This window comes from Neptuniibacter sp. PT8_73 (genome assembly GCF_047778045.1).
Taxonomy (GTDB): domain Bacteria; phylum Pseudomonadota; class Gammaproteobacteria; order Pseudomonadales; family Balneatricaceae; genus Neptuniibacter.
The window spans coordinates 3,191,011-3,217,027 of the sequence record NZ_CP180545.1; the positions used below are offsets into that span (position 1 = coordinate 3,191,011).

Consider the following 26,017-nt stretch of genomic DNA (forward strand, 5'->3'; position numbering starts at 1 on the left):
AAAAATATCCCATCTATTTTTTCAATTCAAAGCTACAGTTATACGTAGTTAGATGGATATAGAAAAAATTTGGTAAGGAGGATTTTCATATCTTATTCGGGGGCATAATTTATGTATCCCACTCAAGTAAAATCCCTCGGAACGCTTATCCTTTGCTGTTTAGTTTCCATTTTGTTGCTAGGTCTATCTACAGACGCACATTCTGGAAAAAACTTAAAAGGTAATGGCTTTCCCGCAGGCTTTCATTTCAATTTAAACCTACTAGGTAAAAAAACTCAGGCACCGGGTGTATTCAACTGTCCTAGTGAAGCTGACTATCGCTGCCATACAGACGATGACGGCATTATCCCTTGTGATCCCAATACAGAAGAATGTATCCAGGTAACTGATGATTCCAATGCGCAATTCTTTTGCCATGAAGACTCATCTCAAAATGTAGTTTTTATTCCCCGCTACGATGAAAATACCAATGCTGATACCAGTGTTGCGATTCAATCAGGCAGTACAAAAGGAGGCAAAAACAAATCCCTTCCTCTCAAAGACTTAGATGGTGATGGAATCCCTGATCTGCAAGTCACAGATTGGTGTACCGAGTCATTCCCAGATAGTGATGGAGCTGACGGGGCTGTTGTAAGCCTTCCACCCTACGATTCTGGCTATGCTGTGTTTGCCCGCGTGACTGGGAAACCTTGTAATAATGTTAATGAAGCTGGTGAATGCGTAACCGGTACGATGTTTACCAACAACTTTGGTTTTGTCACTGACGATCAAGGCAATGACCTACTAGCCTTAGGTTTCGTTGACGGCTCAGGCAGTTGGCAAAGCTTTAATCTCACAAGAGAGCAAGATGGTACAAAAACTAAAGGGCCTGGCGGCAAAGGTGTAAGGCAAGCCCAAAATATCAGTGACGCTTTCACCTTTACCGGATCTGTCTGTTACATATCACCTGGGGATCAAAGGTATTTTTGCGGTGAAGAAATCACAGATTCTGAACTTCCAGAAAATAGTGTCGATTCAGATAACGACGGCACAACCGATTATTGGTTACCACTGGAAGCATGGTTCTGGGATGATCCTGATGATAACGGGGATGGTTTAGCCACTGTAGATGTAGGTAATAATGGCGAGGATGATTGGGCAGATGTCACTACTAACCTTTTAGAAACATATATGCTCACTGACTACACTACAGCCCAAGGCTGCTCTGTTAATGCTTATTGTTATAACGCAACCAATAGCAATTACGAAATGATCAGTTCAACTGATGAATTTGATGCTTGCGTAACCACAGTAGAAGCCGATGTTGCTAGTGGTGCTGTTCCTAGTGTTGGTTTCTTTGAACAATGGAACGATCCAAATAAACTCGTAGTCGATGCTCCCGCTGTTGGTACTTGCAAAAGCTGGGAAAACGAATGGATATTTAGTATTGCAGATTTCGTAGAGTATATCTGGGGAATAGATAATAAAGGTTCGTACAATATCCAAGTACGATTCTACCCTTATGATGATGTATGCGATCAATTACCTGGAGGCTGTAGCAATTAGTTTTTCACGCCAATAAAAAAGCCTGCTAATGCAGGCTTTTTTATTACGACAGAACTATCTGCCACATTTTTTCCAGCCGCCTTTACACTCACCGTCACCTCCGCCTGAGCCACCACCAGAGGAAGAGACTTCAACAGAATTACTTAGCACCCAAGCTGACGCGCCAGCACTATTTCTAGCAAGGATTCGGTACACATAAGTGCCGCTATCTAGGCCAGAATCAGTATATGAAGTCGTTGTACCATCCTCTGTTGTAACTGCATTAAAACCACCAAGCTTACCGCGTCGATTTTGTTTGCTACGTTCAATGGAATAGTTCGTAACTGTTCCAACAGATGGCGGATTCCATGTCAGTTCAACTGCACTAGTATCTGAATCGAAACTTGCAGAAAACTGTTCAGGTGAGCCCGGTTTGGTTTCTGGGGGCTCATTATTTCCGCCTTCAATTGCACCTAATGCGTCGTATATTTGGATCAGCCCATGACCAAAAACACCGTCCCAGCCGGGACTACCTAAATCCGAAGCAGTGGTCTCAAGCACTGCCTGAACTTCATATCGATCTAAGCTTCCATCTTTCGATAAAAGAATCGCAGCAGCGGCAGCAGCATGAGGAGCTGCCATTGAGGTACCTTGGAACAAATAATATCCCCACGTTCCCTGCCCCTGTGATATGTAAGTTTCTTGAACTACGCCATCACTATGACTATCAGTAGGAATATGGAGATTTTGAGACGTATTACCACCTGGAGCTACTATGTCTAATTTAGGACCTTGATTTGAGTAAGGAGCGATTCCATCTACATCGGTAGCACCCACAGCTAAAGTTTCTGGATGACTCGCTGGATAACTAATCCCATTTGTAGAGCTATCGTTACCTGATGCAACAACAATAGTCACACTGGTATCGGAATTCGTCAGTGTTGAATAAGATGGATAGTTAACGAATTGTTCCAGTGCATAATCAGCTGGGTAACCAAGACTCATATTAATAACTTGAGCACCGTTATTTATAGCCCAAGCTATACCCTCAGCAATATCAGCATCCGTTCCAGAGCCACTATCGTCCAAGACTTTTACTGGAAGGATACATGCACCATGGGCAAGCCCTGCTACACCAACCCCGTTATTTGTACTTTGAGCAACCGTGCCGCTAACATGGGTTCCGTGCCCATCGCCATCTGCCACATTGGAACTACCATCAATCGCATTGTATCCGGGTAAAACACAATCTATTCCGTCAGGGCCACCTGACTGTAAGCCGGTATCTAATACGGCAACATTCACACCAGCACCATCATAAAGTGTCCACGCTTGTTCAGCCTGAACAGCACCAAAATGCCATTGGTAGCCATACAAAGGATCATTTGGTGCAAATTTTCTAGCAATATAGTTTCGGCTGGCTTTACGCCCTTTCTTTCTCAAAGCGAGTGTTTGAGCCAACTCTTTGCCAGGGGATACTTTTAAGATCGTTAAATCGGCATTCGGCAAGTATTTGAGAACTTCATACCCCTCAGATGAAAACACCTCACCTTTCACTACGACCTCTCCCGGTCGAAATTTAATTTCTGCCATAGCCGTGCCTGCTGCAAGAGTACAAGACACTGCCATGCAGAGTAATTTTACTGGCGCTCTCATAACCAACCTACCTTGTCATTATCGAGTGATAAACAGATATCAGGCAGTGCAACTACAGTTAGCGATAATCCGTGCCACAAACTGACTACTCAGGAGCAAGCTACTTTTGCTTGAAGTACAAGCACTATAAGACCCGACGCTTTCTTTAAGTCTAGTAAGCTATCGAGAGGTCGCCAGTTAGCAAAATTCAAGTAAATGTAGAGAAAATGAAGGGGATTGATAAACAGATTAGGATGGTGAATTACACCAACTACAGATCAAAGAGAATTTAACGCATCAACCATACGAAGATTGAACCGCCCTTGTTGATCTTTTACATAATCGACAGGCGCGATGGTCCTTTCAAATCGCTCAATAATTTCAACTAAGTTGTAACCATTTTGTGGAGCGACTCGCAGTAGAGGCAAATTTACATCTTGGCAGATATCTTCAAGAAAAAGATCTTGTTTCTTAAATTGCTTCTTATCATAAGTATGATCATCAAGCTCAACAGCACAAACTACTCGGTTGTTAGCTGGATCAGAAACAATGTAATCAAACTGACGATCCCTAATCTTTTTTAATGCCTTTCGTTTGGCACGGTCGGACTGTTCTGGCAAAGCTTCCAAAACCTCAGGCATAGGAACTTTGCAATGAACCTGATATTGACCACCGACAGCCTTTTCCAAGACTGATGTAAACATTCGTTCGGTGTGCGAAAGAGAGGTATCCGGCGCTTTAGATTTTTTTGAACGAATAATCACGACTAAAAGCAGTACAAAAACGGCTGCTCCACTCGCAATATAAATCCACAATTTATCGTCCACAATAACGCCCCACCCCGTTTGAAGGCGCAATATTACCGAGAGTGAAAGCGGAAAGCATCTGAATTTTAAGTTCTTAAATAATTTCAGTGCCAAAGTATAAAAAGCTACCCAAATACGGGTTTAGAAGGTCTACAAATTAAACGGTTATTGATAGCTAAAAGTCGGTGGAGAATGAAGGTATTGTTCAATTTGCGGAGGCATTGGTAGTGGCTGCTTATCGGTCCATAGGTGCAACTCTAGGGAGTGCAAAACCGTGTAATCGTATGGGTAATGACCAACATAACCCTTTTCGCGCAGCCCAAGTGTTCCAAGCACAGTAACCATACGTCCAGGCCGGTATACAAACGGGTCTATAAAATCACCTACATAGATACGGAACCTACCTAAGCTTTCTTGATTGATTTGAGGTCGACCCTGATCGTTAAGAGGAAAATAAATAATCTCTATCTGCGTACGATCAGTGAAATTGGCTGTATTGGCGATCACGCCTCCCCAAAGCGCTTGGACATTGGTGGGTTCTAAATCCATATCCCCCACTTCATCAAACGGGAGCAGTTCGACTTTTTCTGCGATCTGAAGTTTCTCCGGCAAGCTATTACAGCCGAGAAGAAACAAACTGATAAAGGTAGCAACAATAATTTTTGGCATTTTCCCTGACCAAATATAAGGGTACTGCCTAAAGCATAGGACAAAATATCTAAATTGCGCCTACAATTTTGTTTAACTTTTTGAGCGAACGAAATAATTCTGAAAATAAATAAGAAGATAGCGCGCAGCTGGCGAGCTCGCTAGGACAAGCAAACTTACGGCAAAAAACGTCAATCCGAATATTCTTGCCAAGTAAGATAGAGCCTAAGGTCTAACTCTAATTGGTGATAATCAGCATCCATATGCTGACATAACTGATAGAACGCTTTGTTATGATCCAACTCTTTCAGATGTGCTAATTCGTGGACAACAATCATCCGCAAAAAAGCTTCAGGTAATTGTTTGAATCGAGTATCGATCAGGATCTCTTTTTTAGATTTAAGTTTATTCCCTTGGATACGAGATACGCGGCTATGGGTGCCTAAAGCATTCATCGCCGCAACTTTATCGCTGTATTGCACTTTGCTGACAGGTGCTGATTTTCGCATATAGCGATTTTTCAGATCCATTGTATATTCATACAGTGCTTTATTGCTTTGCACCGAATGTTGATCTGGATATTTTTTCTGAAGAAGGGGCCCCAAGGTTTCCTCTTGCAACATTGCTAACGCTTGTTGCTTTAAGGATTCAGGGTAATGATTAATATATTTTAGTGCTGTCATAAGTACACGGGGCCGGCTTAGCCAACCCCGCTGAATATCAATTACAATTTACGAATAAGAAGCGTCATACCTTCACTGGCATAAACTTCAACTTTGGTCCCCGCTGCTAGATCATCTTCAGCAGCAACCTTCCAAAAAGTATCTCCTATCTGAATACGACCTAAGCCATTTTCAACGTCATCTGCCAATGACAGCTTGCGCCCAATCAATTGAGCCGCTCGATCATTGATTATGCCTGCTTCATCATCATTGTTTTGGCAACGAAAGAACTTCCAGAAAATAACCGAAGCAACAACGGAGAAGAGCGCAAACAAGAGGAATTGATGCTGCCAATCATTTAGCACACCAATAGCCATCAATGCAGCAACTGCAAAAGCAGATAGAGAGACACCGATCATAAATCCCGCAGCGCCTAGGGCTTCACCCCCTAACAGCACTAATGCCAGAATGATCCAATGCCAAAATGTAATCGATTCGAGTAGTTCTAACATTTAAGAACCTATCTTAGTTTCTTTTAACAGCTCGCTGATCCCAGCAACGGAGCCAATAACACTGCTCGCTTCTAGAGGCATCATCACAACTTTAGCATTTTCGCCTGCGCCAATATTTTGCAGAGCTTCAGTATATTTTTGAGCGACAAAATAGTTCAGCGCTTGCGGATTGCCTTGAGCAATCGCTTCCGAAACCACTTTAGTTGCACGCGCTTCCGCCATCGCTAAACGCTCTCGGGATTCGGCTTCCCTGAAAGCAGCTTCCTTTTCACCTTCAGCTGTTAAGATAGCCGCCTGCTTTTCACCTTCAGCAACTTTAATTGCCGCAGCTCTTTCACCTTCAGCAGTCAAAACGGCTGCTCGCTTTTCTCGTTCAGCTTTCATTTGATTGGCCATCGCTTCAACAAGGTCTGCCGGAGGGGAAATATCACGAATTTCCACACGGGTAACTTTAACACCCCATGGATCTGTCGCCTCATCAACTTTGCTTAACAGTTGGCTATTGATGTTATCTCGGTTGGATAACATCTCGTCCAGCTCCATCGAACCTAAAACCGCACGGATATTAGTCATTACCAAATTCTGCATCGCGCGATAAAGATCGTTAACTTCGTAACTCGCTTTAGATGCATCCAACACCTGATAGAAACAAACAGCATCGGTAGTTACTTGCGCGTTGTCAGAACTGATCACTTCTTGAGGCGGTACATCCAGTACTTGCTCCATCATGTTTTGCTTAGCGCCAATCTGATCAACAAAAGGAATAATCAGATTCAAACCTGGTGTAAGAGTTTTGGTAAAACGTCCAAAACGTTCTGTTGTCCAGTTATATCCCTGAGGAACCATCTTGACCCCAGAAAAAATAAAAATTAATGCGAGAACAACCACTACCGCAGCGGTAATTTCAAACCCAAACATCACAATCTCCTTTAGTAAAGTTGGGAGGAGGTATTCATATTAATACTGATCGGGAAGAACTGAAATGGCTTAACTAAATTAAGCGTGAGGTAACGAAAAACAATCAATTAGAAATATTAAACGCTTTTCTGGTAAAGAGAGGATAATCTTGGGTAAAAGGGCTAGTCCTCTTCGGCTTGTTCATGCTCTGCAAGGAACCCGCGAATAAAACGACGGACTTCACGTGCAGCACTCGTATCTAGCTCTTCACACAACGCAACAAAATCATCGCGCTCGACATCGTTAATGCGAATAACTAGTTGGCTATTTTTCTTTTTAGCCTTAGATTTCTTTTTTGACTTCATCATTTTTCAACTCTAAATCGTCAACTGACTGCAAGAATACAGCAATTATCCCCTTACCCCAACGTACATCTTAAGAATATCTAAGGTATATACAATTTAATTTCTATCAGCCTTAAAAATTAACAAGAAACAAAAATCATAATCATTGAATATCAGAGGGATAGAGATATTTCTTTGATCCTAAACAACTCCGCTCTAGACAAAAGTAAACGACTGTTTAAAATCCAAACCCATCACTACAAAAAAATAAGGATATTTACCCATGAAAAAATTAGTAGCCATCGCATCACTTGCTCTTTTCAGCACGGTTGCCTCAGCTGACTGGACGCTAAGCCAACAAGATTCTGACTTTAGCTTCTCATCCATCAAAAAAGCCAAAGTGCTAGAAAACCACAGTTTTAAACAGTTTAGCGGCGGCATCGATGCTGCAGGCAAAGCAACGCTAACTCTTGATCTAGCATCTGTAACTACAGGTATCGAGATCCGTGACGAGCGTATGCAAAACATGTTGTTCGAAACAGGCAAATTTGCTCAGGCCAATTTCACAGCTCAAGTAGATGTAAACCAAATTGAGAAACAAGCCGTTGGTTCTATACAGCCGCAGACTATCACTGGCAAATTAAGCCTTCACGGTGTTGAAAAAGAGATTACTGCCCAAGTAAATGTCGTTAAACTCGCAGACAACAAAGTACTGGTGAGCACAGCTCAACCCATCACAATTAACGCAGCAGATTTTGCTCTAGATTCTGGAGTAACTGCACTTAAAGAGATTGCAAAATTACCATCTATCTCTTTCGCAGTACCGGTTAGCTTTAACCTAGCTTTCACTAAGTAAAAGCCTGCTTCAAATGATTAAACCCGGGTATGTTTACCTGGGTTTCTTTCAATTCCAAACGCCCTACCAACGCTACATCCTAAATCATCCCTTGTGATAAACTGCGGCCTGTTATTTTCGAATCAGTTTTGGGCCCATATGAATATTTTCGAAACCCCTTTCGGTCAATTTTCTCTATCTCGTTATCCTCGTCGTAAAAACGAACAACTACGTGCATGGGATGCTGCTGATGAGTACCTGTTAAATCAGATTGATCAGGAAGGGCTTATTGCAAACCCAAAACGTATTTTGATTATTAACGATCAATTTGGTGGCCTATCGGTTGCGTTAAATAATTACAATCCAACAGTAATAAGCGATTCTTGGTTGGCCCATACAGGTATTAAAAATAACGCTGCGGACAACGACGTAGATCCAAAAGCCGTATCGCTTTGTAACAGTTTGGATTATCCTGCCGAAACATTTGATCTAGTGCTGATTAAAATTCCAAAAAGCTTAGCGATGCTGGAAGACCAACTAATTCGCCTACGTCCGTTGTTAACAGCAAAGTCCAAAGTAATCGGCGGCGGGATGGTTAAATCCATTCATACCTCTACGCTAAAACTGTTCGAAAAATATTTAGGCGCAACGAAAACCTCGTTAGCGAAAAAGAAAGCAAGACTGATTTTCCCAGAGATCGATCTAAATCAGCCGCAACCAGAATCCCCTTACCCATCCTCTTATATTTTGGAGAACACGCAGCATAAGATCATCAACCATGCTGGCGTATTTTCCCGTGATAGTTTGGATATAGGCACCCGCTTTTTTCTGCAACATCTGCCTGATACAGATACATTCGAAGATATAATCGATCTTGGTTGTGGCAATGGCGTTGTAGGCCTAATTGCAGCAGAAAAGAATCCGTCTGCGGCTGTTCACTTTGTAGATGAATCATTTATGGCTGTCGCTTCTGCCAAGGCTAATTTCAGAGAAGCCTTTGACGACAGTCGCAACGCAACTTTCCAAGCAACCGATTGCCTAGCTGGTATTCAGAAGAATAGTTGTGACTTAGTGTTAAACAACCCACCTTTCCACCAGCAAAATGTGGTCGGAGATTTCATTGCTCAACAGATGTTCCGAGAATCTCATAAAGTCTTACGATCGGGTGGTGAGTTATGGGTAATCGGCAACCGTCATCTTGGCTACCATGTAGCACTCAAAAAGATTTTTAAAAATTGTGAGACTATCGCTAACAATAAGAAGTTTGTCATTTTGAAAGCGATTAAACGTTAACCTTATTTAAAATTCAGGGAAGTAATTCCCGCAGTGAGGACGCCTATGTTTATTGCATTACCCCTCCATATTTTAGCTGCAGTTATTTGGGTAGGCGGTATGTTTTTCGCCTATGTTTGTTTACGACCAGTTGCAGCCGAGCAACTTGAAGCGCCTGCTCGGTTAGCACTCTGGCAGCAAGTATTTGCTCGTTTTTTTGCTTGGGTATGGGCTGCAATTCTGCTTTTGATCATCAGTGGTCATAGCATGATTGCAATCTATGGTGGGTTTAAAGGCGTTGGTATGCATGTCCACATTATGCTACTGACCGGCTATACCATGATGGCAATATTTGGACATCTGTATTTCAGTCCGTATAAAAAATTGAGTCTGGCGGTAAAAGAAAACCGTTGGCCCGATGCCGGCGAACAGTTAAATAAGATCAGAAAGATTGTCGCGGTTAATCTAACTTTAGGTTTGGCAACAGTGGTTATTGCTAGTGGCGGAAAGTTTCTTTTCTAAAATAGTTTATTCGAGCAAATGCAAGCAGAAGCACGGATAAGCGTGCTTCTGCATTTTCTATCATTTGTTATTCCCAGAGCTAGATTAGGCCTGAAGGCTCATGGGCATAGGTATATATTCGCCGATTTCATCAGGTTCTGCGTCAAGAACCGCTTCCCAACCTTCTTCGCCTGGTTTCATTTCATCCGGCAAGCCCCAAAGTTCACCACACCAAAACGCAGCGATCCAACGTTTGCCATAACGAACTTTATAAAACCCAGGTTCTCTATTCTCATTCACGATCCATCTCCTTTTTATTCTTATCAAGGCTGAATCCATCTTCTTCTAACCACAATGACGATATCGATTGAATCCATCATCACAAGCAGTTTTGTTTGGATCGCCCCAGAGAATTTACGAAGCTAACTAAAGCAAATACACCTTAATACAGCCGAAGCTCCTTTCTCTTATTTATTGTTGTTTATCTCTCTAACTTCTTATAAATCTTTTGCGCATATAACGTAAAGATAGAGTGTACACAAAATAACCAGACAATAAACGGGGTTTAGCCGAAGGTGTAATACCGAGAGGTCGGACAAAAATGAAACAAATTGAATTTATTTCAGGCAATAAAAAAGACCACCTAAGTGATCTTTTTTAGCAAGATAAAAACTGACAACTTTGAGGAAGGTGACAAACAACCTCAGCAGCTAACTTAACTTTCTTTTTTCTGGTCTTCGTTAATCAGGTCGCGAACTTTGAAACATCCCCAAACCATTGCGACAGTCATACCAACAATCATTGCCAGACTAGGAACCAGAACTTCCATGCTATATACATCAACCATTACGACACCCTCACAAAATTTTTCGTATTGCTCGTATTTACTTGTGACTAGATTAACCCTTTAGAGATTAGGGGTTATTGATTTAGCTCAAGAAATGATCATTAGCGAATATGAAAATTTTTACGTTTGTAACGATTAAGTTTGAAAAAGCCTAAGAACTGAACCATAACTTAAATGGCGAGCCCCAGCATTAAGGGAGCTCCGGTAGTGCCGGAATAATAAAAAATGCATATGGCTCCGCTAGGACTCAAAAGCCTGAGTCACCGATAACTGTTCAGGAGGTAAGCGTCATGCCTTATAAAACAGTTGCCTGGACCGCCGAGCAACTCAAAAAAATGAATTCAGAACCTTTTATGATTGATTTTCTGGATACATTTAAACTTGCCCCATTAACCTTAGCCAGCGATGAAGCCGTCGCTAATATGAATGCAGTTCTAGACTTGGTAGAAGCTCAAATAAGAAAGTCATAACCCTCTGTCCGCTCCAAAAATAAGGCAGGTCACCGTACCTGCCCTTTTTTTGCCCTTCTTAAGCCTTCCCTTTTAAAAACAACAAGTTAAACATCAAAGACATAATCATTTCGTCATAAAACACAAAACAATAAATCAATATTAACTTTTGAGAATTCGAATATTAATTTAGATCAGTAAAATCTAGATTTTCTGTAAAAACTCTCATCTTCCACTTCATATTTTATTCCTTATAAATCAAACAGTTAGAAGTCTGACTTTTGCCTAGAACAATAATTTAAAATTATTTATTTTTTCCTTTATTTTCAACAACTTACATAGACAAAAACACCATAAATTATTTGCGATTAATCCTTATTTGATATAGACTTATCAATATAGATAAAAGAAGTTTCATTAATGAGGAGATGAAGATGCAAGAAAAGGAAGTGAAGTTACTTTTTAAAGCGGGCGTATTTGATTCTTGCCAAGCGATTCCTATCTCTATGGCGCGCGGATGGACTTTAAAATTTGTGACCAAACAGGACGAAATCATCACGCTAGATCTGCAGCGATCTAAATCAGAACGAGAGTTTAAGAGTCTTGATGGTGCCGCTGCTGTAGCAAAGCGAATTGGATTTGAATGGCTAAAAGTTCAGATCGGTGATCTGGAATGGCAGGAAAAGGTTAAGTAACAGGCATAAAAAAAACCGCTTCAAACTGAAACGGCTTTTTCTGTGGAATGCATTAAGTGTTATTTATCTAATGCATCTTTAATCTTTTTGTCGGTCTGATATTGGCTCAATGCATACACAGACCATATTGCTGCTGGAATCCAGCCCACTAAGGTAATCTGTAAAATAAGGCAGACAATTCCAGCTATCGGGCGACCGATCGTAAAAAACTGTAGCCAAGGTATTAACAAAGCAAGTAACAAACGCATCTTTTATCTCCTTAGAATGCGGGAGTGGAGTACAGCAAACCATCAGCATAATGAGTTATGCCTTAATCGAAGCTGACCCTTAAAGCTCTACACGGCCGGCAGATAGCTCGTCTTCTGTCGGCTCCCGCACTTCGATTACTTCAACAGCATAGTTCAATTCAAGCCCAGCAAAAGGATGGTTCGCATCCACTGTCACTTCATCAGCATCGATGTTTGTGATGCCAACTAGCTGCAATTCACCTTTATCATCTTCCATCTGACACACCATGCCGACTTCCAACTGATCAAAGCCAGCAAAGGATTCACGACTAATTAGCTGCACCTTAGTTTCATCACGCTGACCATAGCCCTGCTCAGGTGATAGGGTAACTTCAAACTTATCCCCAACTTCACGGCCTTCTAACGCCGCTTCTAGGCCAGGCACAATGTTTTTATGACCATGCAGATACGGAAGCGCTTCTCTATCACGAGAGTCGTCCAACACATCACCAGCATTGTTTTTTAGCGCGTAGTGAAAAGACACTACCTTGTTGTTTTCTACTTTCATTTATCTCTCCGATTAAACCGCTAGTCTTTGCGACATCCAGCGGCCTAAAGCTTCTATCTCTTCAATCGCTACTTCATGACCGATTGGATACGCATTCCAACTCGGCTGATAATTCATATTTTCTAGGTTGGCATAAGCTTGCTCACCTAATTGAACAGGTACAACCTGATCCACCGTACCGTGAGCCACCCAGATCGGCAGTTCCTTATTGGCATCAGTGCGAGACGCTTCGATCTCCTCTTCTGTTGCCATGTAAGTAGACAAAGCAACCAGCCCCGCCAAAGGTTCAGCGAAAGTTAGCGCTGTCTGGTAAGCAACGGCACCGCCTTGAGAGAAGCCAACCAACAAGATTTTATCCGCTGGAATACCCTGAGCAATCTGCTCATTCATCAAGTTAGCAATTCGCTGACTGGATTTAAGCAATGAAGCTTTATCAACCTTACGGTCAATATTCATCTCTAAAATGTCATACCAAGCACGCATCTCCATGCCACCATTGACGGTAACAGGCATGATCTCAGCATGAGGGAAAAGAAACCTAACATTTAGGTTCTCTGGAATACGTAGGTAAGGAACGATAGGCTGGAAATCAAAACCATCAGCGCCTAGACCATGCAACCAGATAACACAGGCATTAGCCTCGCCTTGAGGCTCTACGCTAACTAAGGTTTGCTCTGTTTCTTGGCTCATGGCTGCAACCTCTCAATCTGCCACTCTTGATCAACTAAATTGAACTGGAATCGATCATGTAAACGGCTCTCTCGCCCCTGCCAAAACTCAAAACGTGTAGGTCTGAGAATATAACCACCCCATTCTGGTGGATGAGGAATATCGCCTTCTGGGTATTGATCAGCAAGATCCTGCACCGCTTGTTCCAAAGCTTCACGGCTTTCTACAGGGTGACTTTGGCAAGACGCAGCTGCACTCAAACGGCTGCCTAGCGGACGCGCGTTGAAATACTGCTTACCCTGTTCAGGGCTTAATTGTTCTACCTGACCACGAATACGCACCTGACGCTCTAAGCCATACCAATAAAACATGATTTCGGCTTGAGGGTTTTCAGACAGGTCATCCCCTTTCTGACTGCGGTAATCGGTATACCAAGCAAAGCCCTGCTCATCGAAATGCTTCAGCAATACGATCCTTGCAGCAGGCATCCCATCTTTAGAAGCTGTGGCCAATGTCATCGACGTCGCATCATCTGGAGATACCTCCAATGCATCATCCATCCACTTGGCAAACTGTGCGACTGGATCTTTGATCAGATCTTCACGTCGCAGAGGCTGCGCCAGATATTCACGGCGTTCAGCCGTTAGGTCGCCTTTATTCGTCATACAAGTCTCTTGCAAGAAAAGTTAATCAAGAAATGTGCTGCAACTATAGCACTAATCAAGGTCGCAAAAATACGTTTAGTCCATTACCTAAATTTTGCTACAACACCCATCACATCAGCTCTATAGCTTTTCCCAAACAACAGAAGATGGTTTAACAAATGCCATAAATGGTACAAAGAGAATCGCTCTTTCCACCCAGACTGCAACGGCGCTACTTCTCGATAAGCGCTATACAAGTCCGAGCTAAAACCGCCAAAGAGATCCGTCATCGCAAGGTCGGCCTCAGGCCACCCCCAATAGACTGCAGGGTCTATTAACACTGGCTTACCCTGACTATTAGCAATAACATTCCCGGACCATAGATCGCCATGCAATAAAGCAGGTGCCTGCTCTGGTACTAGCTGCTTTAAACGTTTATTGATCGACTCAATACCCTCAATGATCTCTTTATCAATCAACCCACGGTCAAAGCAGAAACGCGCCAAATATCCGAAACGGTGTTCAGCATAAAACTCAAAGCCATCTGTAAGCTGCGAATTAGGCTGTTCGGTTGGGCCACAAAAAGTGTTTTGAGTAAAACCAAAGGAAGGAACAGACATCTGGTGCAAGTGAGCCAACTGCCGCCCTAGGACTTGATCAAAGTCTTTTGACTTGGGGGATTGCTCAATAAACTCCAAAATCAATCCATCCCGATCAAACCGGATAACCTTGGGCGTGGATAGCTCTGAACAAGCAGATAAAGCCTGTAGCCCCGCCGCTTCAGCCTTGAACATTCTTTCGTTTGCGTGATTAACAGACTTTACGAAGAGCTGCTGACCATCACTCAGCAGCACTCGTTTAGCCGCAGCAATACAGCCACCAGAGAGGCTCTCTTCAGAATCGATGCACAGCCCTTGCTGCTCAACCCAGCTTTGTAAACTTTTCACTGTCGCTCAGCCTCCTCTTGAATCAGCTATCCCTATACCTTTATAGTTTTAGGAACTTTACTACGCATCAATAAGGGATCCTATGCGTCTGTTGCTACTCTCTTTGGTACTTATCTTTACCGCTGGTTGTATGGATAAAAATGCCAAACCGTTTGACGTTAAAAATCTAGCTAAATCCGATATCGATATGGTCGCGGATATCAACCTCAAAACCCTACGCAAACTCAGCCGTGATCTAACAATCAAGCTCTATAAACGTAATCCTAAAGAACTGCAAAAAGTCCCAGGCATGACGATTGAGAAACGCTTGGAACAGCTATTTCCGATCACTCGTTTAGCCGATGGATTCCCAGAACTTGGCCAGAAAGATGGTGCCGACGCTGTGCCTTTAGCATTTTCTGATAACTATCAAGGTGATCGTGTATTTGCCCTGATGGCGGGTGTTACAGGCATGCTAGATAAAGCCTATAACGGCAAGAAAGAGATCTTTATTCTGGATGAATTAGATCAACAGAAGCTCTACAACTCTGCTCGTAATTTAGAATCCGTAGCGTGGCACCTGAATAACCGCAAAGACCCCCAAGGGAATTTGTACATTCTGAGTAATGGTATTTCAGAAGAAGGGATTACTAACTACAGCTACGAGCGTATCTTAGGCAAGCTGATTGGAACGCAGGATTTGATGGCGGATGTGATTGCAGATAAAACAAACCGCACCATAAACCGTGTTGTTCATGGTGCGGCTTCTATGACGTTCTTCCCTATCTAGCCTGATACTAGGTCAAGAAGGGGACTAGGAAAAGAAGATTAGCCTTGTTCCATCTGTTTGATAAAGCGATCCGAGTCTGCGATCGCTTTTTCCATATCTCTAACTAACAGATCAATATTGCTTTTGATCCCGCGATATTCCGCTTTCAGGGAGCCTATCGCTTGAGCATTAAGGTTATGTTTTAGGAATAGAACATTGTCCTGTAGCGCGCTTAACACTGGCGGCATACGTTTTTCGGCGCGCTTAAGGGAGCGAAGTAACTCAGCGTAACGGACTTTAGTACTGCGCAGTTTAGCTGCACTTTGATCTCTTAATTTACGGTTAGAGTACTTTGTCAGCTCCTCTTCCCACTCCTCAAATAGATCTTCAGAAACCTGCTCTACTTTTTTGATACGCGTCGTAACATCCTCTGCCGCTGCAACGCTGTCATCGTACTCAGCTTGTAGGCGGTTATAGACTGCATCCAGCTCACCGCCATCAAAGCTCACGACAGAACGAAACTGTTCTAAAGCGTCTTTAAACTGCTCTTGCGCATCTTCTTGAGACTCACGTGCGTCTTCCACACGATCAACTAAGATATCGCGCTTATGGATACCAACCTGCTCCATCGCAGAGTAATACGCGCTCTGACAGCCAACTAACGCAACCATCAGGATCGATAAAAAGCCTAACTTAACTTTGGAAATCATTTCTGTCCTTAACCACAACTCTGTAGAGGGTTATTAATCATAATCTCAGCGATCTTATGATTGTTATTGAGGCATAGAGTGACGTCTGCCCTTTGTGGCATCTCTTCTAACATATGACGAGTCAGTCGCTCATAATGCTGTATAAAGCTCTTAATCTGCTCTTCATCCATGATGCGCAGATGCTCTGTTGGCTGCTGCGTGTCGTAGATGTATTTCACTCGCTCGGCGAGCTTTTTCTCTTGCAGAGAACGCCATTCAAATACTGCATCCATGCTCGGTACTTTCAACATCACCAAGACATCCAGCATGGAGTACAGAGCCTGATAAGGGCCACCCAACTGAGTATTCACGTAATCACGCCACTCTCCGTTAGGGTCCTTTTCCTGCTCTAATTCGTTGATCGCTTCCACCAGCTCGTCTGGCTTTTGCGGGTCTGCACCTACACACCACCCCTCCAGCACGATGACATCCGCAGGCCCAACCCACTCCTGCCATACCGACGCCTGACAGCGATCATCCGTCGATTTATCGAACACAGGGATTTTGGTTACACTCTCATCGGTACTGTTCTTAAGAGAGTTTAGGATTTCGATACCTAGATCTACATCATGCGTACCTGGCACGCCACGGGTACGAAGCAGAGGATGGATTGTTTCAGAAAGCTCAACACGCTCATTGTAGGTTTTGTAGAGATCGTCGATAGAGAAACCAACAACCTTTAAACCAAACCCTTCGGTCAGAATGACTTCTAACAGATTGAATAGTGTCGATTTACCAGCACCTTGAGCACCATTGATACCGATAACTAAAGGGCCATCTTTTTGGCGTTTGCGACAAGTAATCCACGCACCTAGAGGTACATAGATTGCCTCAAACATGTCCACCAGACCGATATCTACTTTCAACGATTCCAATGTCGAAGCAAAAGCCTTCTCTACCGCAGCAACAGCATCCTCACGCTCACGGTAACTCAAACACAACTGATCTTGGGGCCAGCGAGTTATTACGCCCATAGATAGTTCCTCTACGATTAATCTTTACGGTGTTCACGTAACCAGTTTTGTACTTGATGAATCTGCTCAGATTCCATCAAGGATGGCACGTGAGGGATACCCGGAATGGAGATTAGCTCTAGTTTATCGTTTGCCTGCATCTTACGCACGGTTTCTTCCTGCAAGACATCCGATTCTTCGCCCCAAATTAGTAACTGCGGGATATTAATCGCCGACCATACCGGCCATAAATCCACACTCTCTGATGAAGCATCCGCAGTAGCTTGCGCAATGGCGGGGTCGTAATGAAGATGATAAACCTCATTTTCATCCAAACGCGAACCATGCTTAGCAAGGTGGTGCCACTGACGGTCAGTCAGATGCTTAAAGGATTCATAAGTATCGCGCATATAGGCTTCAACCTCAGAGAGAGACTGAAACTGCTTATCGCCAAGATACTCAGAGATACGTTTAAGGGAGCTTGCCGGCACAAACGCCCCTATATCATTGAGCACTAGATGTTTGATTGGCGAGTTAGGCAGAGCGGCTAAGCACATGCCGATAATTCCGCCCATAGAGGTACCGACCCAGTCCACTTTATCTACATTTAAACGCGCTAAAAGCGCTGTAATATCATTAAGATACTGAGGCATTCCATACACCTGCCCAGCAGGAAGCCATTCACTTTCACCACGCCCAACAATATCAGGACAGATCACACGATAATCGCGAGACAAAGCCAAGGCTAGCTCATCAAAGTCACGGCTATTGCGTGCTAAACCATGCACACAGACGATCACTCGATCGTTCTCGGCGCTTCCCCATTCGTGATACACCATCTGATGAAATCCAACAGGGTTTAAACAACGTATGCTATCCGTATGCATAGGGCCTCCTGATTTAAGCAATTTCAATAAGTTAGCATGCACACTAAAATTGTAAAGAAACGCAACAATTGCTGAACCTGTAGATCATATTCAGCTACTATGTTCCTAAGTCACATTTCCACCTGAGCAATGGAAAACAATATGAGCAGCACTACCTCATCTAGTTCATCTATTTGGATTAGGCGATTGATCCCTCTGATTATCTTTGCCTTCGCCTGCGGGGTCTTCTATTTCCTAAAAAGTACCAAACCTCAGGCTCCTTCGAAAAAGATCGAAGAGAAAGTCTGGAGCGTAAAAACGATCTCGGCCGAGATCAATACACACCAGCCTAACCTTGTTCTATACGGCAAAGTCGAATCACCACGCATGACCCATATTACCGCTGCTGTCACAGCTTTTGTCGAGGCGGTGGATACCGATGAAGGTAAAAACATCGCCTTGGATGAAGCACTCATTAAGCTCGACAGCAGTGATGCTCAACTGCAAGTCGCGCAGCGCCAAGCTGATGTCGATAGTTTTAAAGCACAGATTGATGCCGAAAAAATACGTTATCAAACTGATCAGAAATCATTAGCGATTGAGCAAAAACTACAGCAGTTAAGCCTTAAAGCAGTAACCCGTTACCAAAACCTGATCAAACGAAAAGTTAGCAGTCAGGATCAGCTCGACAGTGCACGCAGTGCATATCACCAGCAGACCCTAGCAGTCACTCAACGGGAACAAGCGATTGCTGACCACCCTAACCGTTTAGCTCAATTAGAATCGCAATTAAAACGCGCCACAAGCCTTTTAGATGCAGCAACGTTGGACCTCGAACGAACCGCCATTAAAGCACCGTTTATTGGCCGTGTTGCACGCTTGCATGTCGCACCTGGAGATCGAGTTCGTGCCGGTGATCCACTACTAGATCTATACAGTACCGATCGTTTGGAAGTGCGTGCTCAAATCCCCAATAGAGTGTTAGCAAATCTCCGCAACCGAGAAATTAACTCCGTCATTCAAGCCACAGCTCAGTTGGATGAACAGACGCTAAAACTGGAGCTTGATCGCATAGCAGCCGAAGTGGATGGCGGCCGCGCCGGTGTTGATGCCCTCTTCAAAATCACCGACAAGCAGAATGTGCCGGAACCTGGCCGTTCCTTAGCGATCGCCGTTGAGCTACCTGCTGTCGAACAGACAATCGCACTTCCACCTATGGCGCTTTATGGTTTAAACCGGATCTATCTGCTTAAAGATGGTCGTATGCAAGGGCTCGACGTCGAACGTATTGGTGACAGCAGTGATCAACAAGGCAAACCTGTTGTGCTTATTCGCAGCCCTCAGCTTGTGAGTGGTGACCAGATTATTACAACTCAGCTGCCGAATGCTATTTCTGGGCTTAGAGTTAAAGACGTAAACGCGCCCGAGGTAGTCGCTGCAACTGGTGCGAAAGATGAATAACTACCAAGGCCCACTGCAGAACCTCACTGCGGTTTTCGCGAGTCATCGCGTTGCAGCCAATCTATTCATGCTGCTGATGATTTTGGCTGGTATTTGGGGCCTGAATAAACTCAACACGCAGTTCTTCCCATCGTTTGAACGAGATGTGATTACTGTATCAGTACCTTGGAGTGGAGCTGCTGCGGAAGATATTGAAAGTTCAATCGTACTGCCGGTAGAGGAATCGCTGAAATCCCTTACCGGCATCGAGACCTTATATTCAACGGCGATTCAGGGCTCGGCCTCGATTCGAATTGAAGTAGATGAAGACAGCGATGTAGATTACCTCTTAGACGAGGTAAAGCAGAAAATAGACAACGTCCGTAGCGAGCTACCCTCTGATATCAACGAACCGCTGGTACAGCGCATACTGCGCTATGAACAGATTGCCAGCCTTATCCTTAGTTCCTCAAATGGCTCCATAGAAGAGCTTCGCCCTTTTGCACAGCGTTTTGAACAAGAGCTATTAGATCGAGGCATCAACAAAGTCGACTTTACCGGCTTACCGGAAAAACAGATTCAAATAGAACTACCGGCTGCCCAACTCAATGAGCTAGATATGACAATGATGCAGGTAGCCAATAGCATCCGTTTGCGCAGTTTAGATCTACCTGCAGGTACCGCAGCCAAGGGTGATGGTTCACGTCAGATCCGTAGTCTAAATCAGCAAAGAGATGTTGAAGGCTTTCGCCAACTACCGATTATCACCGATAGCAATGGCCGTCTGGTGAGACTAGGAGATATCGCTGATGTATCCCTAGGCACTAAAGACAATCAGGTTCTTTTAAAATACAAAGGCGAGCCTGCGGTCATGATTCGCCTGCGCCGAACCGAAAATCAAGACACATTAAAATCGGCAGATATTCTCAATAAATGGTTAGAGGAAACGCGTCCGACACTGCCATCTAATATCACCATGGTTACCTATGATGAGCGCTGGCAACCGGTTCAACAGCGTATCAATCTACTACTGAAAAACGGCTTAGGTGGCTTGATCCTGGTGATCGCCATTCTGTTTCTATTCCTTAATGCTCGCGTAGCGTTTTGGGTCACCATCGGTATCCCGGTCTCCTTTATGGCCACGCTAGCTATCCTTTATGGCATTGGCGGCACCATCAATATGATCAGCCTGTTTGGCTTGATCATGGCACTGGGGATAATCGTAGATGATGCCATTGTGGTCGGGGAAGACACTCTAACCCACGTGCAACGTGGCGAACCGGGATTACAGGCCGCCATCGGCGGTGCTCATCGTATGTTGGCTCCAGTTATGGCTTCGTCGATGACAACCATTGCAGCCTTCTTGCCGCTACTTCTGATCGGTGGGCATATCGGCAGCATTCTTATCGATATCCCTACGGTGGTGATCTGTGTAATTCTGGCATCACTCGTTGAATGCTTCCTGATTTTGCCAGGGCACCTGCACCACAGCATCAAAAAAGCAGAAGACCTTCACCCTTCAAAGTTACGCATTCGTTTAGATGAAGGTTTTAACCGTTTCAAAGAGATCCACTTCCGGAAACTGGTGAAGTTCGCGATCAAATATCGCGGTGCGACCATCGCTAGCGCCTTTGCCGTGTTCATCATCGCCATAGGCTTAGTTTCTGGTGGGCGGATCAAATTCACCTTTTTCCCGGCCGTTGAACGCGATGTAATGACGGCTAATGTTCAGTTTGTTTCAGGGACTGACTTTGCAGAAGTTGAGCGCTTTGTGCAGCATCTGGACGAGACCTTAGCCGATGCCGATAAGGCATTAGGCGGAGATAACATTAAAGTCGCCTTCCAGCGCTTACGTAATGCTTCTTTCTCTAGAACCACCTCATCCAATAGCCGTGGCGATGAATTCGCATCGCTATTGGTAGAGTTTAATCCCGGTGATTATCGTAAATATTCCACAACTGAATTTAATAAAGAGTGGCGTAGCCGAATCCAAGTACCGGCAGGGGTAGAGAAATTCTCTATCGATGTCAGCACCAGCGGCCCGCCTGGAAAGCCGATCGAGATAAAGCTCTCTGGCACCGATATTCATGTGCTTAAGCAAGCCTCTTTAGACCTTCAAGAGGTGCTAAAAGGCTATGTTGGCTTAAACAATATTGATGACGATCTCCCCTTTGGTAAGTCGCAACTTATCTACGCACTAACACCTGCGGGGAAATCAGCAGGTATGACGCTAGACAGTGTCGGCCGACAACTACGTACCGCCTTTGATGGTATGGAAGTACAAAACTTCTATGATAATCGGGATGAAATTGAGGTACGTATCCAACTGCCGAAAGAGGAGCGAGATCGTCTTAGCAGCATAGAACAGCTTCCAATCGTACTACCGAATGGCGGTACAACACCGTTGAGTAATATTGTGACGTTTAGAGCGCAACAGGGCTTAGATACCTTAACTCGCGTGGATGGCAAACTTTCCATCAAAGTCACAGCTGATCTGGATGAAAGCGCGGCCAATGCTGATGAGATAATCGAAGACCTGAAAGCGGGTAAGCTCGATAGCGTGTTAAGCCAATACGGCATCGAAGCCAGCTTTGAGGGTAAGAACAAGAGCCAACGTGAGACACTGGATGATATGAAGCTCGGGCTTCTCCTCGCCCTTGTTCTGATCTTTATTATTCTGGCTTGGGTTTTTGCTTCTTACAGTTGGCCAATCGCGGTGATGCTAGCAATCCCTCTAGGGCTGACCGGCGCGATTTTAGGCCATGGAATTATGGGCTTAAGTTTAACCATTTTGTCCCTATTCGGCTTCTTCGGCTTATCCGGTATCGTCATCAATGACTCTATCGTTTTGGTGACGTTCTATAAGCAATTGAGAAAACAGGGGCTGGCGATTGAAGAAGCAATAGAAGAAGCCGCCTGCCAACGTTTGCGTGCGGTACTGCTAACCTCGCTCACAACGATTGCAGGTCTAACACCAATTCTGTTTGAGACCTCCCTGCAAGCACAGTTCCTCATCCCAATGGCGGTATCTATCGTCTTTGGCTTGGCTTATGGCACATTGCTGATCCTTCTATTTGTGCCTGCAACACTGACCTATATCGAAAATATCCGTCAGTTTTTCGGTCTCAAAAGTCTAGATTTACCTGAAGGGCCTAGTCTACCTGAAGAGCCTCGCAAAGAGGCTAGCCCTCAGGTTACTAGTTAAGCTTTGATTTAATAAAGCTCTGCAAGCTTTCCGCGGCTTGGTCATCAATACTCAAGATGGCTAAGCCGTAGCGCATACAATGCTGAGATTGGCGCTGGTTATACACCACTCGGCATAAGCAATGTACCGGCCGATTGTTTAGACCAAAATGGACATAAATCTCTAAGGGAGCACCTACAACAGGCGGCTTTAACTGATTCAGATCAGGCCCACCCTCAACCAACATCCCACCTAAACTGATGTTGATCAGAGTGACGTCAACAGAAACACCATCCTGAGTAGAAAGCTCTGCAGGTATATCCGTATTGATACGCGGATATATTCGTCTTTCGGTAGTCATAAAACCCTACCTTTTTTGTGATATCCATCAGCATAGTTCGGTTTGATCATATCTTCACACCTATTCAAAGCCATAAACTGCGAAATACCGCCTAAAATCTACAAAAGGTTATATTTTAAGGCGAAAAATTAGGTCTTAATCCTAGTGCTGTTCTCAGGTATAATTTTGCGCCTAATTTTGCATCATCTTTTCATTAGTGAGCCCCTACTTGGGCACTTAAAGGACCCGTATGAATCGCGATCTGAGTCTGTTACAGCCATACCCATTTGAAAAATTGACTGCGCTGAAAGCGGAAGTAACACCGCCTTCGGATAAAGAGCACATCGCACTTTCTATCGGCGAACCTAAACACCCGTCACCTCCATTCGTGGCGGAGTGCCTAATTGAAAACATGGGCAAACTGGCAAACTACCCTACAACTAAAGGCTTGCCAGAGCTACGCCAAGCAATTGCCGACTGGTGCACACGTCGCTTTAGCCTGAACGAAAACACGCTAACTGCTGACGATCACGTTCTGCCGGTTAACGGCACACGTGAAGCTATCTTCGCTTTCACACAAGCAGCAGTTAACCGCGCGCCTGACGCATTGGTAGTATCTCCAAACCCGTTTTATCAGATCTATGAAGGTGCGGCGTACCTATCTGGCGCAGAGCCATATTACCTAAACTGTCTGCCAGAAAACGGGTTTATTCCTGATTACGACGCTGTACCAGAAGATGTGTGGCAGCGCTGTCAGTTGTTGTTCTTATGCTCTCCAAGCAACCCAACAGGTGCAGTAACTGATCTGGAAACATTGAAGAAGTTGATCGCGCTTTCTGACAAATACGACTTTATCGTGGCATCTGATGAATGTTACTCCGAGATCTACCTAGACGAAGAAAACGCGCCAGTAGGTCTTCTACAAGCATGCGCAGAGCTTGGCCGTGATGACTACAAAAACTGTATAGTTATGCACAGCCTGTCTAAGCGTTCTAACCTACCGGGTCTACGCTCAGGATTTGTTGCAGGTGATGCGAAACTGCTACAACCGTTCCTGTCTTACCGTACTTACCACGGTTGCTCTATGCCGATTCAACATCAGCTAGCGTCGATTGCAGCATGGAACGATGAAGATCACGTACTCGATAACCGTGACCAGTACCGTCACAAGTTCGACAGCGTCATCCGTATCCTAGAGCCTGTTCTGGAAGTTCAACGCCCAGATGCGAGCTTCTACCTGTGGGTTAAAACGCCGATTGCTGATGACAAATTCGCACAAGGCTTGTTCGCTTCACAAAACGTAACTGTACTTCCGGGTAGCTACCTATCTCGCGAAACCGATGGCATCCTTCCGGGTGCGGGTTTTGTACGTATGGCACTGGTTGCAACCGTTGAAGAGTGCGTAGAAGCAGCAAATCGTATCCGCGAATACGTTGAATCACTTTAAGGCCGGAGATTAATCCCCATATGATTACTGTGTATGGCATTCCTAACTGCGACACAATCAAGAAAGCTAAGAAATGGCTGGAAGCGAACGGTGTTGATTACCAGTTCCACGATTACCGCAAAAACGGCCTAGAAGAAGTACAGTTGAAAGCTTGGGTCGATGAGTTAGGTTGGGAGCTACTGCTAAATAAGCGCGGTACTACATGGCGTCAGCAGCCAGACGAAGTTAAGAACAATATTGATGAAGCCTCAGCAATTGCGCTAATGCTGGAACACCCAGCAATGATCAAGCGCCCACTTCTGGATACCGGAAGTGAACGCAAAGTAGGTTTTAAAGATACAGAATACGCAGCGCTTTTCAGCTAAGCGCGCTGCAACAACGTAACGAATTTTAAATTTTATATTTCTGGAGAATATCATGGCGAATTTTGCATTCGGTTTGGGTGTAGGCACTAAGTCCTCTGCTGGCGAACTGCTAGAAGTTTATTACAACGCACCACTGCTGAACGCAGACGATGCGATGGTTAACGCTGTTGCTGAAAAAGTTGGCTACACTGGTGGCAACGCTGCAATCGAAATCAAAGAAGCTCAGCTAAAAGATCTAGAAGCTGCATTCCTATCTGTAGGCGCTGAAGACCAAGCTGAAATCGTAGAGATCCTAGAAGGCACTCAACAGCCACTAGTACTTTGCATCCTTGAGTCTGACGAGAATCCAACAAGCACTGCTGAAGCTTACCTAAAGCTTTCTCTTCTTTCTCACCGTCTAGTTCAGCCACACGGTATCAACCTAACTGGTATCTTCGGTCTTCTACCAAACGTTGCTTGGACTAACGAAGGCGCTGTATCTCTAGACGACCTACCAAAGCGTCAGCTAGCTGCACGTGCTCAAGGCCGCGTTCTAACAGTTAACTCTGTTGATAAGTTCCCGAAAATGACTGATTACGTTGTACCTGCTGGTATCCGTATCGGTGATGCTTCTCGTGTACGTCTAGGTGCTCACGTAGGTGAAGGCACTACTGTAATGCACGAAGGCTTCGTAAACTTCAACGCTGGTACACTTGGCGTAAGCATGATCGAAGGCCGTATTTCTGCAGGTGTTGTTGTAGGTAACGGTTCTGACCTAGGTGGTGGTTGCTCTACTATGGGTACACTATCTGGCGGTAACAACGTTGTGATCTCTGTTGGCGAAAACTGCCTACTAGGTGCAAACGCAGGTCTAGGTCTACCATTAGGCGATCGTTGTACACTTGAAGCTGGCCTATACGTAACTGCTGGCTCCAAAGTTACTATCCTTGACGATCAGAACAACGAAGTTAGCACGGTTAAAGCCGCTGAGCTTGCTGGTAAGCCAGACCTATTGTTCCGTCGTAACTCTCAGAACGGTCGCATCGAAGTTAAGACTAACAAGTCTGCGATTGAGCTTAACGAAGAGCTACACAAGCACAACTAAAAGCTGGCTCTAAGCTATTGCGCTTGCTTATTCAGCGTTGGAGCTTAGTTCGGAATGCTCATTTACTACATGTAAACTCTGCTTCCTCACTAAGCTCCGCCTCGACTAAGCTGCGCTCATAACGCTTAGCTTCCAGCTTTAGCCTTTCTCTATATCACG

Annotated in this window: 30 protein-coding genes; 12 read left to right on the forward strand and 18 right to left on the reverse strand. The window is 44.4% G+C overall.

Features of this window, described 5'->3' with window-relative positions; translation table 11 throughout:
* The first annotated feature begins 111 nt into the window (after positions 1–111).
* A complete protein-coding gene (locus ACMXYN_RS14440; RefSeq protein ID WP_415892437.1) occupies positions 112–1,545 on the forward strand; it encodes a hypothetical protein in 1,434 nt (477 codons plus the stop codon).
* A 54-nt stretch (positions 1,546–1,599) separates the two neighbouring features.
* On the opposite strand, the gene ACMXYN_RS14445 is transcribed toward ACMXYN_RS14440, so the two are convergent.
* From ACMXYN_RS14445 to ACMXYN_RS14475, 7 genes are all read right to left on the reverse strand, one after another.
* Positions 1,600–3,180 (reverse strand): S8 family serine peptidase, encoded by a 1,581-nt coding sequence (locus ACMXYN_RS14445; RefSeq protein WP_415892439.1) that lies wholly within the window; start codon positions 3,178–3,180, stop codon positions 1,600–1,602.
* A 257-nt stretch (positions 3,181–3,437) separates the two neighbouring features.
* Positions 3,438–3,986, reverse strand: a complete 549-nt coding sequence (locus ACMXYN_RS14450) for a DUF2726 domain-containing protein (protein WP_415892440.1) — start codon at positions 3,984–3,986, stop codon at positions 3,438–3,440.
* A gap of 144 nt (positions 3,987–4,130) precedes the next feature.
* Positions 4,131–4,634 carry a Slp family lipoprotein gene (locus ACMXYN_RS14455; RefSeq protein ID WP_415892441.1) on the reverse strand — a complete coding sequence of 168 codons (504 nt, stop codon included), beginning with the start codon at positions 4,632–4,634 and terminating at the stop codon, positions 4,131–4,133.
* A gap of 170 nt (positions 4,635–4,804) precedes the next feature.
* Positions 4,805–5,296, reverse strand: a complete 492-nt coding sequence (locus ACMXYN_RS14460; RefSeq protein WP_415892442.1) for a YgjP-like metallopeptidase domain-containing protein — start codon at positions 5,294–5,296, stop codon at positions 4,805–4,807.
* A gap of 41 nt (positions 5,297–5,337) precedes the next feature.
* Complete coding sequence (locus ACMXYN_RS14465) at positions 5,338–5,787, reverse strand: NfeD family protein (protein ID WP_415892443.1); 450 nt, start codon at positions 5,785–5,787, stop codon at positions 5,338–5,340.
* On the reverse strand, positions 5,788–6,705 hold the full coding sequence (locus ACMXYN_RS14470; RefSeq protein WP_415892444.1) for an SPFH domain-containing protein: 918 nt from the start codon (positions 6,703–6,705) through the stop codon (positions 5,788–5,790).
* 161 nt (positions 6,706–6,866) lie between these two features.
* Positions 6,867–7,049, reverse strand: a complete 183-nt coding sequence (locus ACMXYN_RS14475; protein ID WP_415894500.1) for a hypothetical protein — start codon at positions 7,047–7,049, stop codon at positions 6,867–6,869.
* Between the two features lie 262 nt (positions 7,050–7,311).
* Between ACMXYN_RS14475 and ACMXYN_RS14480 the strand changes: the two genes are divergently transcribed.
* The 3 genes from ACMXYN_RS14480 (at position 7,312) to ACMXYN_RS14490 (ending at position 9,657) form a co-directional block, all read left to right on the forward strand.
* A complete protein-coding gene (locus tag ACMXYN_RS14480) occupies positions 7,312–7,884 on the forward strand; it encodes a YceI family protein (protein WP_415892445.1) in 573 nt (190 codons plus the stop codon).
* A gap of 138 nt (positions 7,885–8,022) precedes the next feature.
* The gene (locus tag ACMXYN_RS14485) at positions 8,023–9,156 is read left to right on the forward strand and encodes a methyltransferase (protein ID WP_415892446.1); all 1,134 of its coding nucleotides are present in this window, start codon (positions 8,023–8,025) and stop codon (positions 9,154–9,156) included.
* Between the two features lie 45 nt (positions 9,157–9,201).
* Positions 9,202–9,657, forward strand: coding sequence for a CopD family protein (locus tag ACMXYN_RS14490; RefSeq protein ID WP_415882322.1), 456 nt, complete (start codon positions 9,202–9,204; stop codon positions 9,655–9,657).
* Between the two features lie 84 nt (positions 9,658–9,741).
* Here the strand turns inward: ACMXYN_RS14490 and ACMXYN_RS14495 are convergent, their stop codons facing one another.
* The gene (locus tag ACMXYN_RS14495; RefSeq protein WP_415882323.1) at positions 9,742–9,936 is read right to left on the reverse strand and encodes a hypothetical protein; all 195 of its coding nucleotides are present in this window, start codon (positions 9,934–9,936) and stop codon (positions 9,742–9,744) included.
* A gap of 415 nt (positions 9,937–10,351) precedes the next feature.
* Positions 10,352–10,483, reverse strand: coding sequence for a hypothetical protein (locus ACMXYN_RS14500; protein ID WP_415882324.1), 132 nt, complete (start codon positions 10,481–10,483; stop codon positions 10,352–10,354).
* A 290-nt stretch (positions 10,484–10,773) separates the two neighbouring features.
* On the opposite strand from ACMXYN_RS14500, the gene ACMXYN_RS14505 reads away from it, so the two are divergent.
* The gene (locus ACMXYN_RS14505) at positions 10,774–10,953 is read left to right on the forward strand and encodes a hypothetical protein (RefSeq protein ID WP_415885700.1); all 180 of its coding nucleotides are present in this window, start codon (positions 10,774–10,776) and stop codon (positions 10,951–10,953) included.
* 413 nt (positions 10,954–11,366) lie between these two features.
* Positions 11,367–11,627, forward strand: a complete 261-nt coding sequence (locus tag ACMXYN_RS14510) for a hypothetical protein (RefSeq protein WP_415882326.1) — start codon at positions 11,367–11,369, stop codon at positions 11,625–11,627.
* 59 nt (positions 11,628–11,686) lie between these two features.
* On the opposite strand, the gene ACMXYN_RS14515 is transcribed toward ACMXYN_RS14510, so the two are convergent.
* From ACMXYN_RS14515 to ACMXYN_RS14535, 5 genes are all read right to left on the reverse strand, one after another.
* The gene (locus tag ACMXYN_RS14515; RefSeq protein WP_415882327.1) at positions 11,687–11,875 is read right to left on the reverse strand and encodes a YqaE/Pmp3 family membrane protein; all 189 of its coding nucleotides are present in this window, start codon (positions 11,873–11,875) and stop codon (positions 11,687–11,689) included.
* Positions 11,876–11,954: 79 nt separating this feature from the next.
* Complete coding sequence (locus tag ACMXYN_RS14520) at positions 11,955–12,422, reverse strand: FKBP-type peptidyl-prolyl cis-trans isomerase (RefSeq protein WP_415892447.1); 468 nt, start codon at positions 12,420–12,422, stop codon at positions 11,955–11,957.
* Between the two features lie 12 nt (positions 12,423–12,434).
* Positions 12,435–13,112: an alpha/beta hydrolase gene (locus ACMXYN_RS14525; protein WP_415892448.1), complete on the reverse strand. Its 678-nt coding sequence runs from the start codon at positions 13,110–13,112 to the stop codon at positions 12,435–12,437.
* On the reverse strand, positions 13,109–13,756 hold the full coding sequence (gene pdxH, locus ACMXYN_RS14530; protein ID WP_415892449.1) for a pyridoxamine 5'-phosphate oxidase: 648 nt from the start codon (positions 13,754–13,756) through the stop codon (positions 13,109–13,111). Before pdxH ends, ACMXYN_RS14525 begins: the two co-directional genes overlap by 4 nt.
* 83 nt (positions 13,757–13,839) lie before the next feature.
* Positions 13,840–14,682: a fructosamine kinase family protein gene (locus ACMXYN_RS14535; protein ID WP_415892450.1), complete on the reverse strand. Its 843-nt coding sequence runs from the start codon at positions 14,680–14,682 to the stop codon at positions 13,840–13,842.
* 82 nt (positions 14,683–14,764) lie between these two features.
* On the opposite strand from ACMXYN_RS14535, the gene ACMXYN_RS14540 reads away from it, so the two are divergent.
* Positions 14,765–15,451: a hypothetical protein gene (locus tag ACMXYN_RS14540; protein WP_415892451.1), complete on the forward strand. Its 687-nt coding sequence runs from the start codon at positions 14,765–14,767 to the stop codon at positions 15,449–15,451.
* A 38-nt stretch (positions 15,452–15,489) separates the two neighbouring features.
* Here ACMXYN_RS14540 and ACMXYN_RS14545 read toward each other — a convergent pair whose 3' ends face one another.
* The 3 genes from ACMXYN_RS14545 to ACMXYN_RS14555 are packed head-to-tail and all read right to left on the reverse strand — an operon-like array spanning position 15,490 to position 18,019.
* Positions 15,490–16,140, reverse strand: coding sequence for a DUF2959 domain-containing protein (locus ACMXYN_RS14545; RefSeq protein WP_415892452.1), 651 nt, complete (start codon positions 16,138–16,140; stop codon positions 15,490–15,492).
* A gap of 8 nt (positions 16,141–16,148) precedes the next feature.
* Positions 16,149–17,153 (reverse strand): hypothetical protein, encoded by a 1,005-nt coding sequence (locus tag ACMXYN_RS14550; protein WP_415885706.1) that lies wholly within the window; start codon positions 17,151–17,153, stop codon positions 16,149–16,151.
* A gap of 17 nt (positions 17,154–17,170) precedes the next feature.
* Positions 17,171–18,019 (reverse strand): alpha/beta fold hydrolase, encoded by an 849-nt coding sequence (locus tag ACMXYN_RS14555; protein ID WP_415892453.1) that lies wholly within the window; start codon positions 18,017–18,019, stop codon positions 17,171–17,173.
* 141 nt (positions 18,020–18,160) lie between these two features.
* Between ACMXYN_RS14555 and ACMXYN_RS14560 the strand changes: the two genes are divergently transcribed.
* Positions 18,161–19,459: an efflux RND transporter periplasmic adaptor subunit gene (locus ACMXYN_RS14560; protein WP_415892454.1), complete on the forward strand. Its 1,299-nt coding sequence runs from the start codon at positions 18,161–18,163 to the stop codon at positions 19,457–19,459.
* Entirely contained in the window at positions 19,452–22,643 is a 3,192-nt protein-coding gene (locus ACMXYN_RS14565; protein WP_415892455.1) for an efflux RND transporter permease subunit, read from the forward strand. Before ACMXYN_RS14560 ends, ACMXYN_RS14565 begins: the two co-directional genes overlap by 8 nt.
* On the opposite strand, the gene ACMXYN_RS14570 is transcribed toward ACMXYN_RS14565, so the two are convergent.
* On the reverse strand, positions 22,636–22,983 hold the full coding sequence (locus ACMXYN_RS14570; RefSeq protein ID WP_415892456.1) for a PilZ domain-containing protein: 348 nt from the start codon (positions 22,981–22,983) through the stop codon (positions 22,636–22,638). The two genes, ACMXYN_RS14565 and ACMXYN_RS14570, sit on opposite strands and share 8 nt — an antisense overlap.
* 229 nt (positions 22,984–23,212) lie before the next feature.
* On the opposite strand from ACMXYN_RS14570, the gene dapC reads away from it, so the two are divergent.
* Genes dapC through dapD form a run of 3 tightly spaced genes read left to right on the forward strand, consistent with a single transcriptional unit; the run spans position 23,213 to position 25,858 of the window.
* A complete protein-coding gene (gene dapC, locus ACMXYN_RS14575) occupies positions 23,213–24,409 on the forward strand; it encodes a succinyldiaminopimelate transaminase (protein WP_415892457.1) in 1,197 nt (398 codons plus the stop codon).
* A gap of 20 nt (positions 24,410–24,429) precedes the next feature.
* On the forward strand, positions 24,430–24,774 hold the full coding sequence (locus tag ACMXYN_RS14580) for an ArsC family reductase (RefSeq protein ID WP_415892458.1): 345 nt from the start codon (positions 24,430–24,432) through the stop codon (positions 24,772–24,774).
* Between the two features lie 52 nt (positions 24,775–24,826).
* Positions 24,827–25,858, forward strand: a complete 1,032-nt coding sequence (gene dapD / locus ACMXYN_RS14585) for a 2,3,4,5-tetrahydropyridine-2,6-dicarboxylate N-succinyltransferase (RefSeq protein WP_415885713.1) — start codon at positions 24,827–24,829, stop codon at positions 25,856–25,858.
* Positions 25,859–26,017 lie beyond the last annotated feature (159 nt).

What these genes read in the sequence shown, in the direction of transcription:
- ACMXYN_RS14445 (WP_415892439.1), bottom strand. Translation starts at nt 3,180, where the DNA reads ATGAGAGCGCCAGTAAAATTACTCTGCATGGCAGTGTCTTGTACTCTT.
- ACMXYN_RS14490 (WP_415882322.1), top strand. Translation starts at nt 9,202, where the DNA reads ATGTTTATTGCATTACCCCTCCATATTTTAGCTGCAGTTATTTGGGTA.
- ACMXYN_RS14545 (WP_415892452.1), bottom strand. Translation starts at nt 16,140, where the DNA reads ATGATTTCCAAAGTTAAGTTAGGCTTTTTATCGATCCTGATGGTTGCG.
- dapD (WP_415885713.1), top strand. Translation starts at nt 24,827, where the DNA reads ATGGCGAATTTTGCATTCGGTTTGGGTGTAGGCACTAAGTCCTCTGCT.
- dapC (WP_415892457.1), top strand. Translation starts at nt 23,213, where the DNA reads ATGAATCGCGATCTGAGTCTGTTACAGCCATACCCATTTGAAAAATTG.
- ACMXYN_RS14440 (WP_415892437.1), top strand. Translation starts at nt 112, where the DNA reads ATGTATCCCACTCAAGTAAAATCCCTCGGAACGCTTATCCTTTGCTGT.
- ACMXYN_RS14550 (WP_415885706.1), bottom strand. Translation starts at nt 17,153, where the DNA reads ATGGGCGTAATAACTCGCTGGCCCCAAGATCAGTTGTGTTTGAGTTAC.
- ACMXYN_RS14470 (WP_415892444.1), bottom strand. Translation starts at nt 6,705, where the DNA reads ATGTTTGGGTTTGAAATTACCGCTGCGGTAGTGGTTGTTCTCGCATTA.
- ACMXYN_RS14515 (WP_415882327.1), bottom strand. Translation starts at nt 11,875, where the DNA reads ATGCGTTTGTTACTTGCTTTGTTAATACCTTGGCTACAGTTTTTTACG.
- ACMXYN_RS14525 (WP_415892448.1), bottom strand. Translation starts at nt 13,112, where the DNA reads ATGAGCCAAGAAACAGAGCAAACCTTAGTTAGCGTAGAGCCTCAAGGC.
- ACMXYN_RS14560 (WP_415892454.1), top strand. Translation starts at nt 18,161, where the DNA reads ATGAGCAGCACTACCTCATCTAGTTCATCTATTTGGATTAGGCGATTG.
- ACMXYN_RS14520 (WP_415892447.1), bottom strand. Translation starts at nt 12,422, where the DNA reads ATGAAAGTAGAAAACAACAAGGTAGTGTCTTTTCACTACGCGCTAAAA.
- pdxH (WP_415892449.1), bottom strand. Translation starts at nt 13,756, where the DNA reads ATGACGAATAAAGGCGACCTAACGGCTGAACGCCGTGAATATCTGGCG.
- ACMXYN_RS14480 (WP_415892445.1), top strand. Translation starts at nt 7,312, where the DNA reads ATGAAAAAATTAGTAGCCATCGCATCACTTGCTCTTTTCAGCACGGTT.
- ACMXYN_RS14555 (WP_415892453.1), bottom strand. Translation starts at nt 18,019, where the DNA reads ATGCATACGGATAGCATACGTTGTTTAAACCCTGTTGGATTTCATCAG.
- ACMXYN_RS14475 (WP_415894500.1), bottom strand. Translation starts at nt 7,049, where the DNA reads ATGAAGTCAAAAAAGAAATCTAAGGCTAAAAAGAAAAATAGCCAACTA.
- ACMXYN_RS14540 (WP_415892451.1), top strand. Translation starts at nt 14,765, where the DNA reads ATGCGTCTGTTGCTACTCTCTTTGGTACTTATCTTTACCGCTGGTTGT.
- ACMXYN_RS14510 (WP_415882326.1), top strand. Translation starts at nt 11,367, where the DNA reads ATGCAAGAAAAGGAAGTGAAGTTACTTTTTAAAGCGGGCGTATTTGAT.
- ACMXYN_RS14580 (WP_415892458.1), top strand. Translation starts at nt 24,430, where the DNA reads ATGATTACTGTGTATGGCATTCCTAACTGCGACACAATCAAGAAAGCT.
- ACMXYN_RS14455 (WP_415892441.1), bottom strand. Translation starts at nt 4,634, where the DNA reads ATGCCAAAAATTATTGTTGCTACCTTTATCAGTTTGTTTCTTCTCGGC.
- ACMXYN_RS14565 (WP_415892455.1), top strand. Translation starts at nt 19,452, where the DNA reads ATGAATAACTACCAAGGCCCACTGCAGAACCTCACTGCGGTTTTCGCG.
- ACMXYN_RS14485 (WP_415892446.1), top strand. Translation starts at nt 8,023, where the DNA reads ATGAATATTTTCGAAACCCCTTTCGGTCAATTTTCTCTATCTCGTTAT.
- ACMXYN_RS14500 (WP_415882324.1), bottom strand. Translation starts at nt 10,483, where the DNA reads ATGGTTGATGTATATAGCATGGAAGTTCTGGTTCCTAGTCTGGCAATG.
- ACMXYN_RS14570 (WP_415892456.1), bottom strand. Translation starts at nt 22,983, where the DNA reads ATGACTACCGAAAGACGAATATATCCGCGTATCAATACGGATATACCT.
- ACMXYN_RS14465 (WP_415892443.1), bottom strand. Translation starts at nt 5,787, where the DNA reads ATGTTAGAACTACTCGAATCGATTACATTTTGGCATTGGATCATTCTG.
- ACMXYN_RS14460 (WP_415892442.1), bottom strand. Translation starts at nt 5,296, where the DNA reads ATGACAGCACTAAAATATATTAATCATTACCCTGAATCCTTAAAGCAA.
- ACMXYN_RS14505 (WP_415885700.1), top strand. Translation starts at nt 10,774, where the DNA reads ATGCCTTATAAAACAGTTGCCTGGACCGCCGAGCAACTCAAAAAAATG.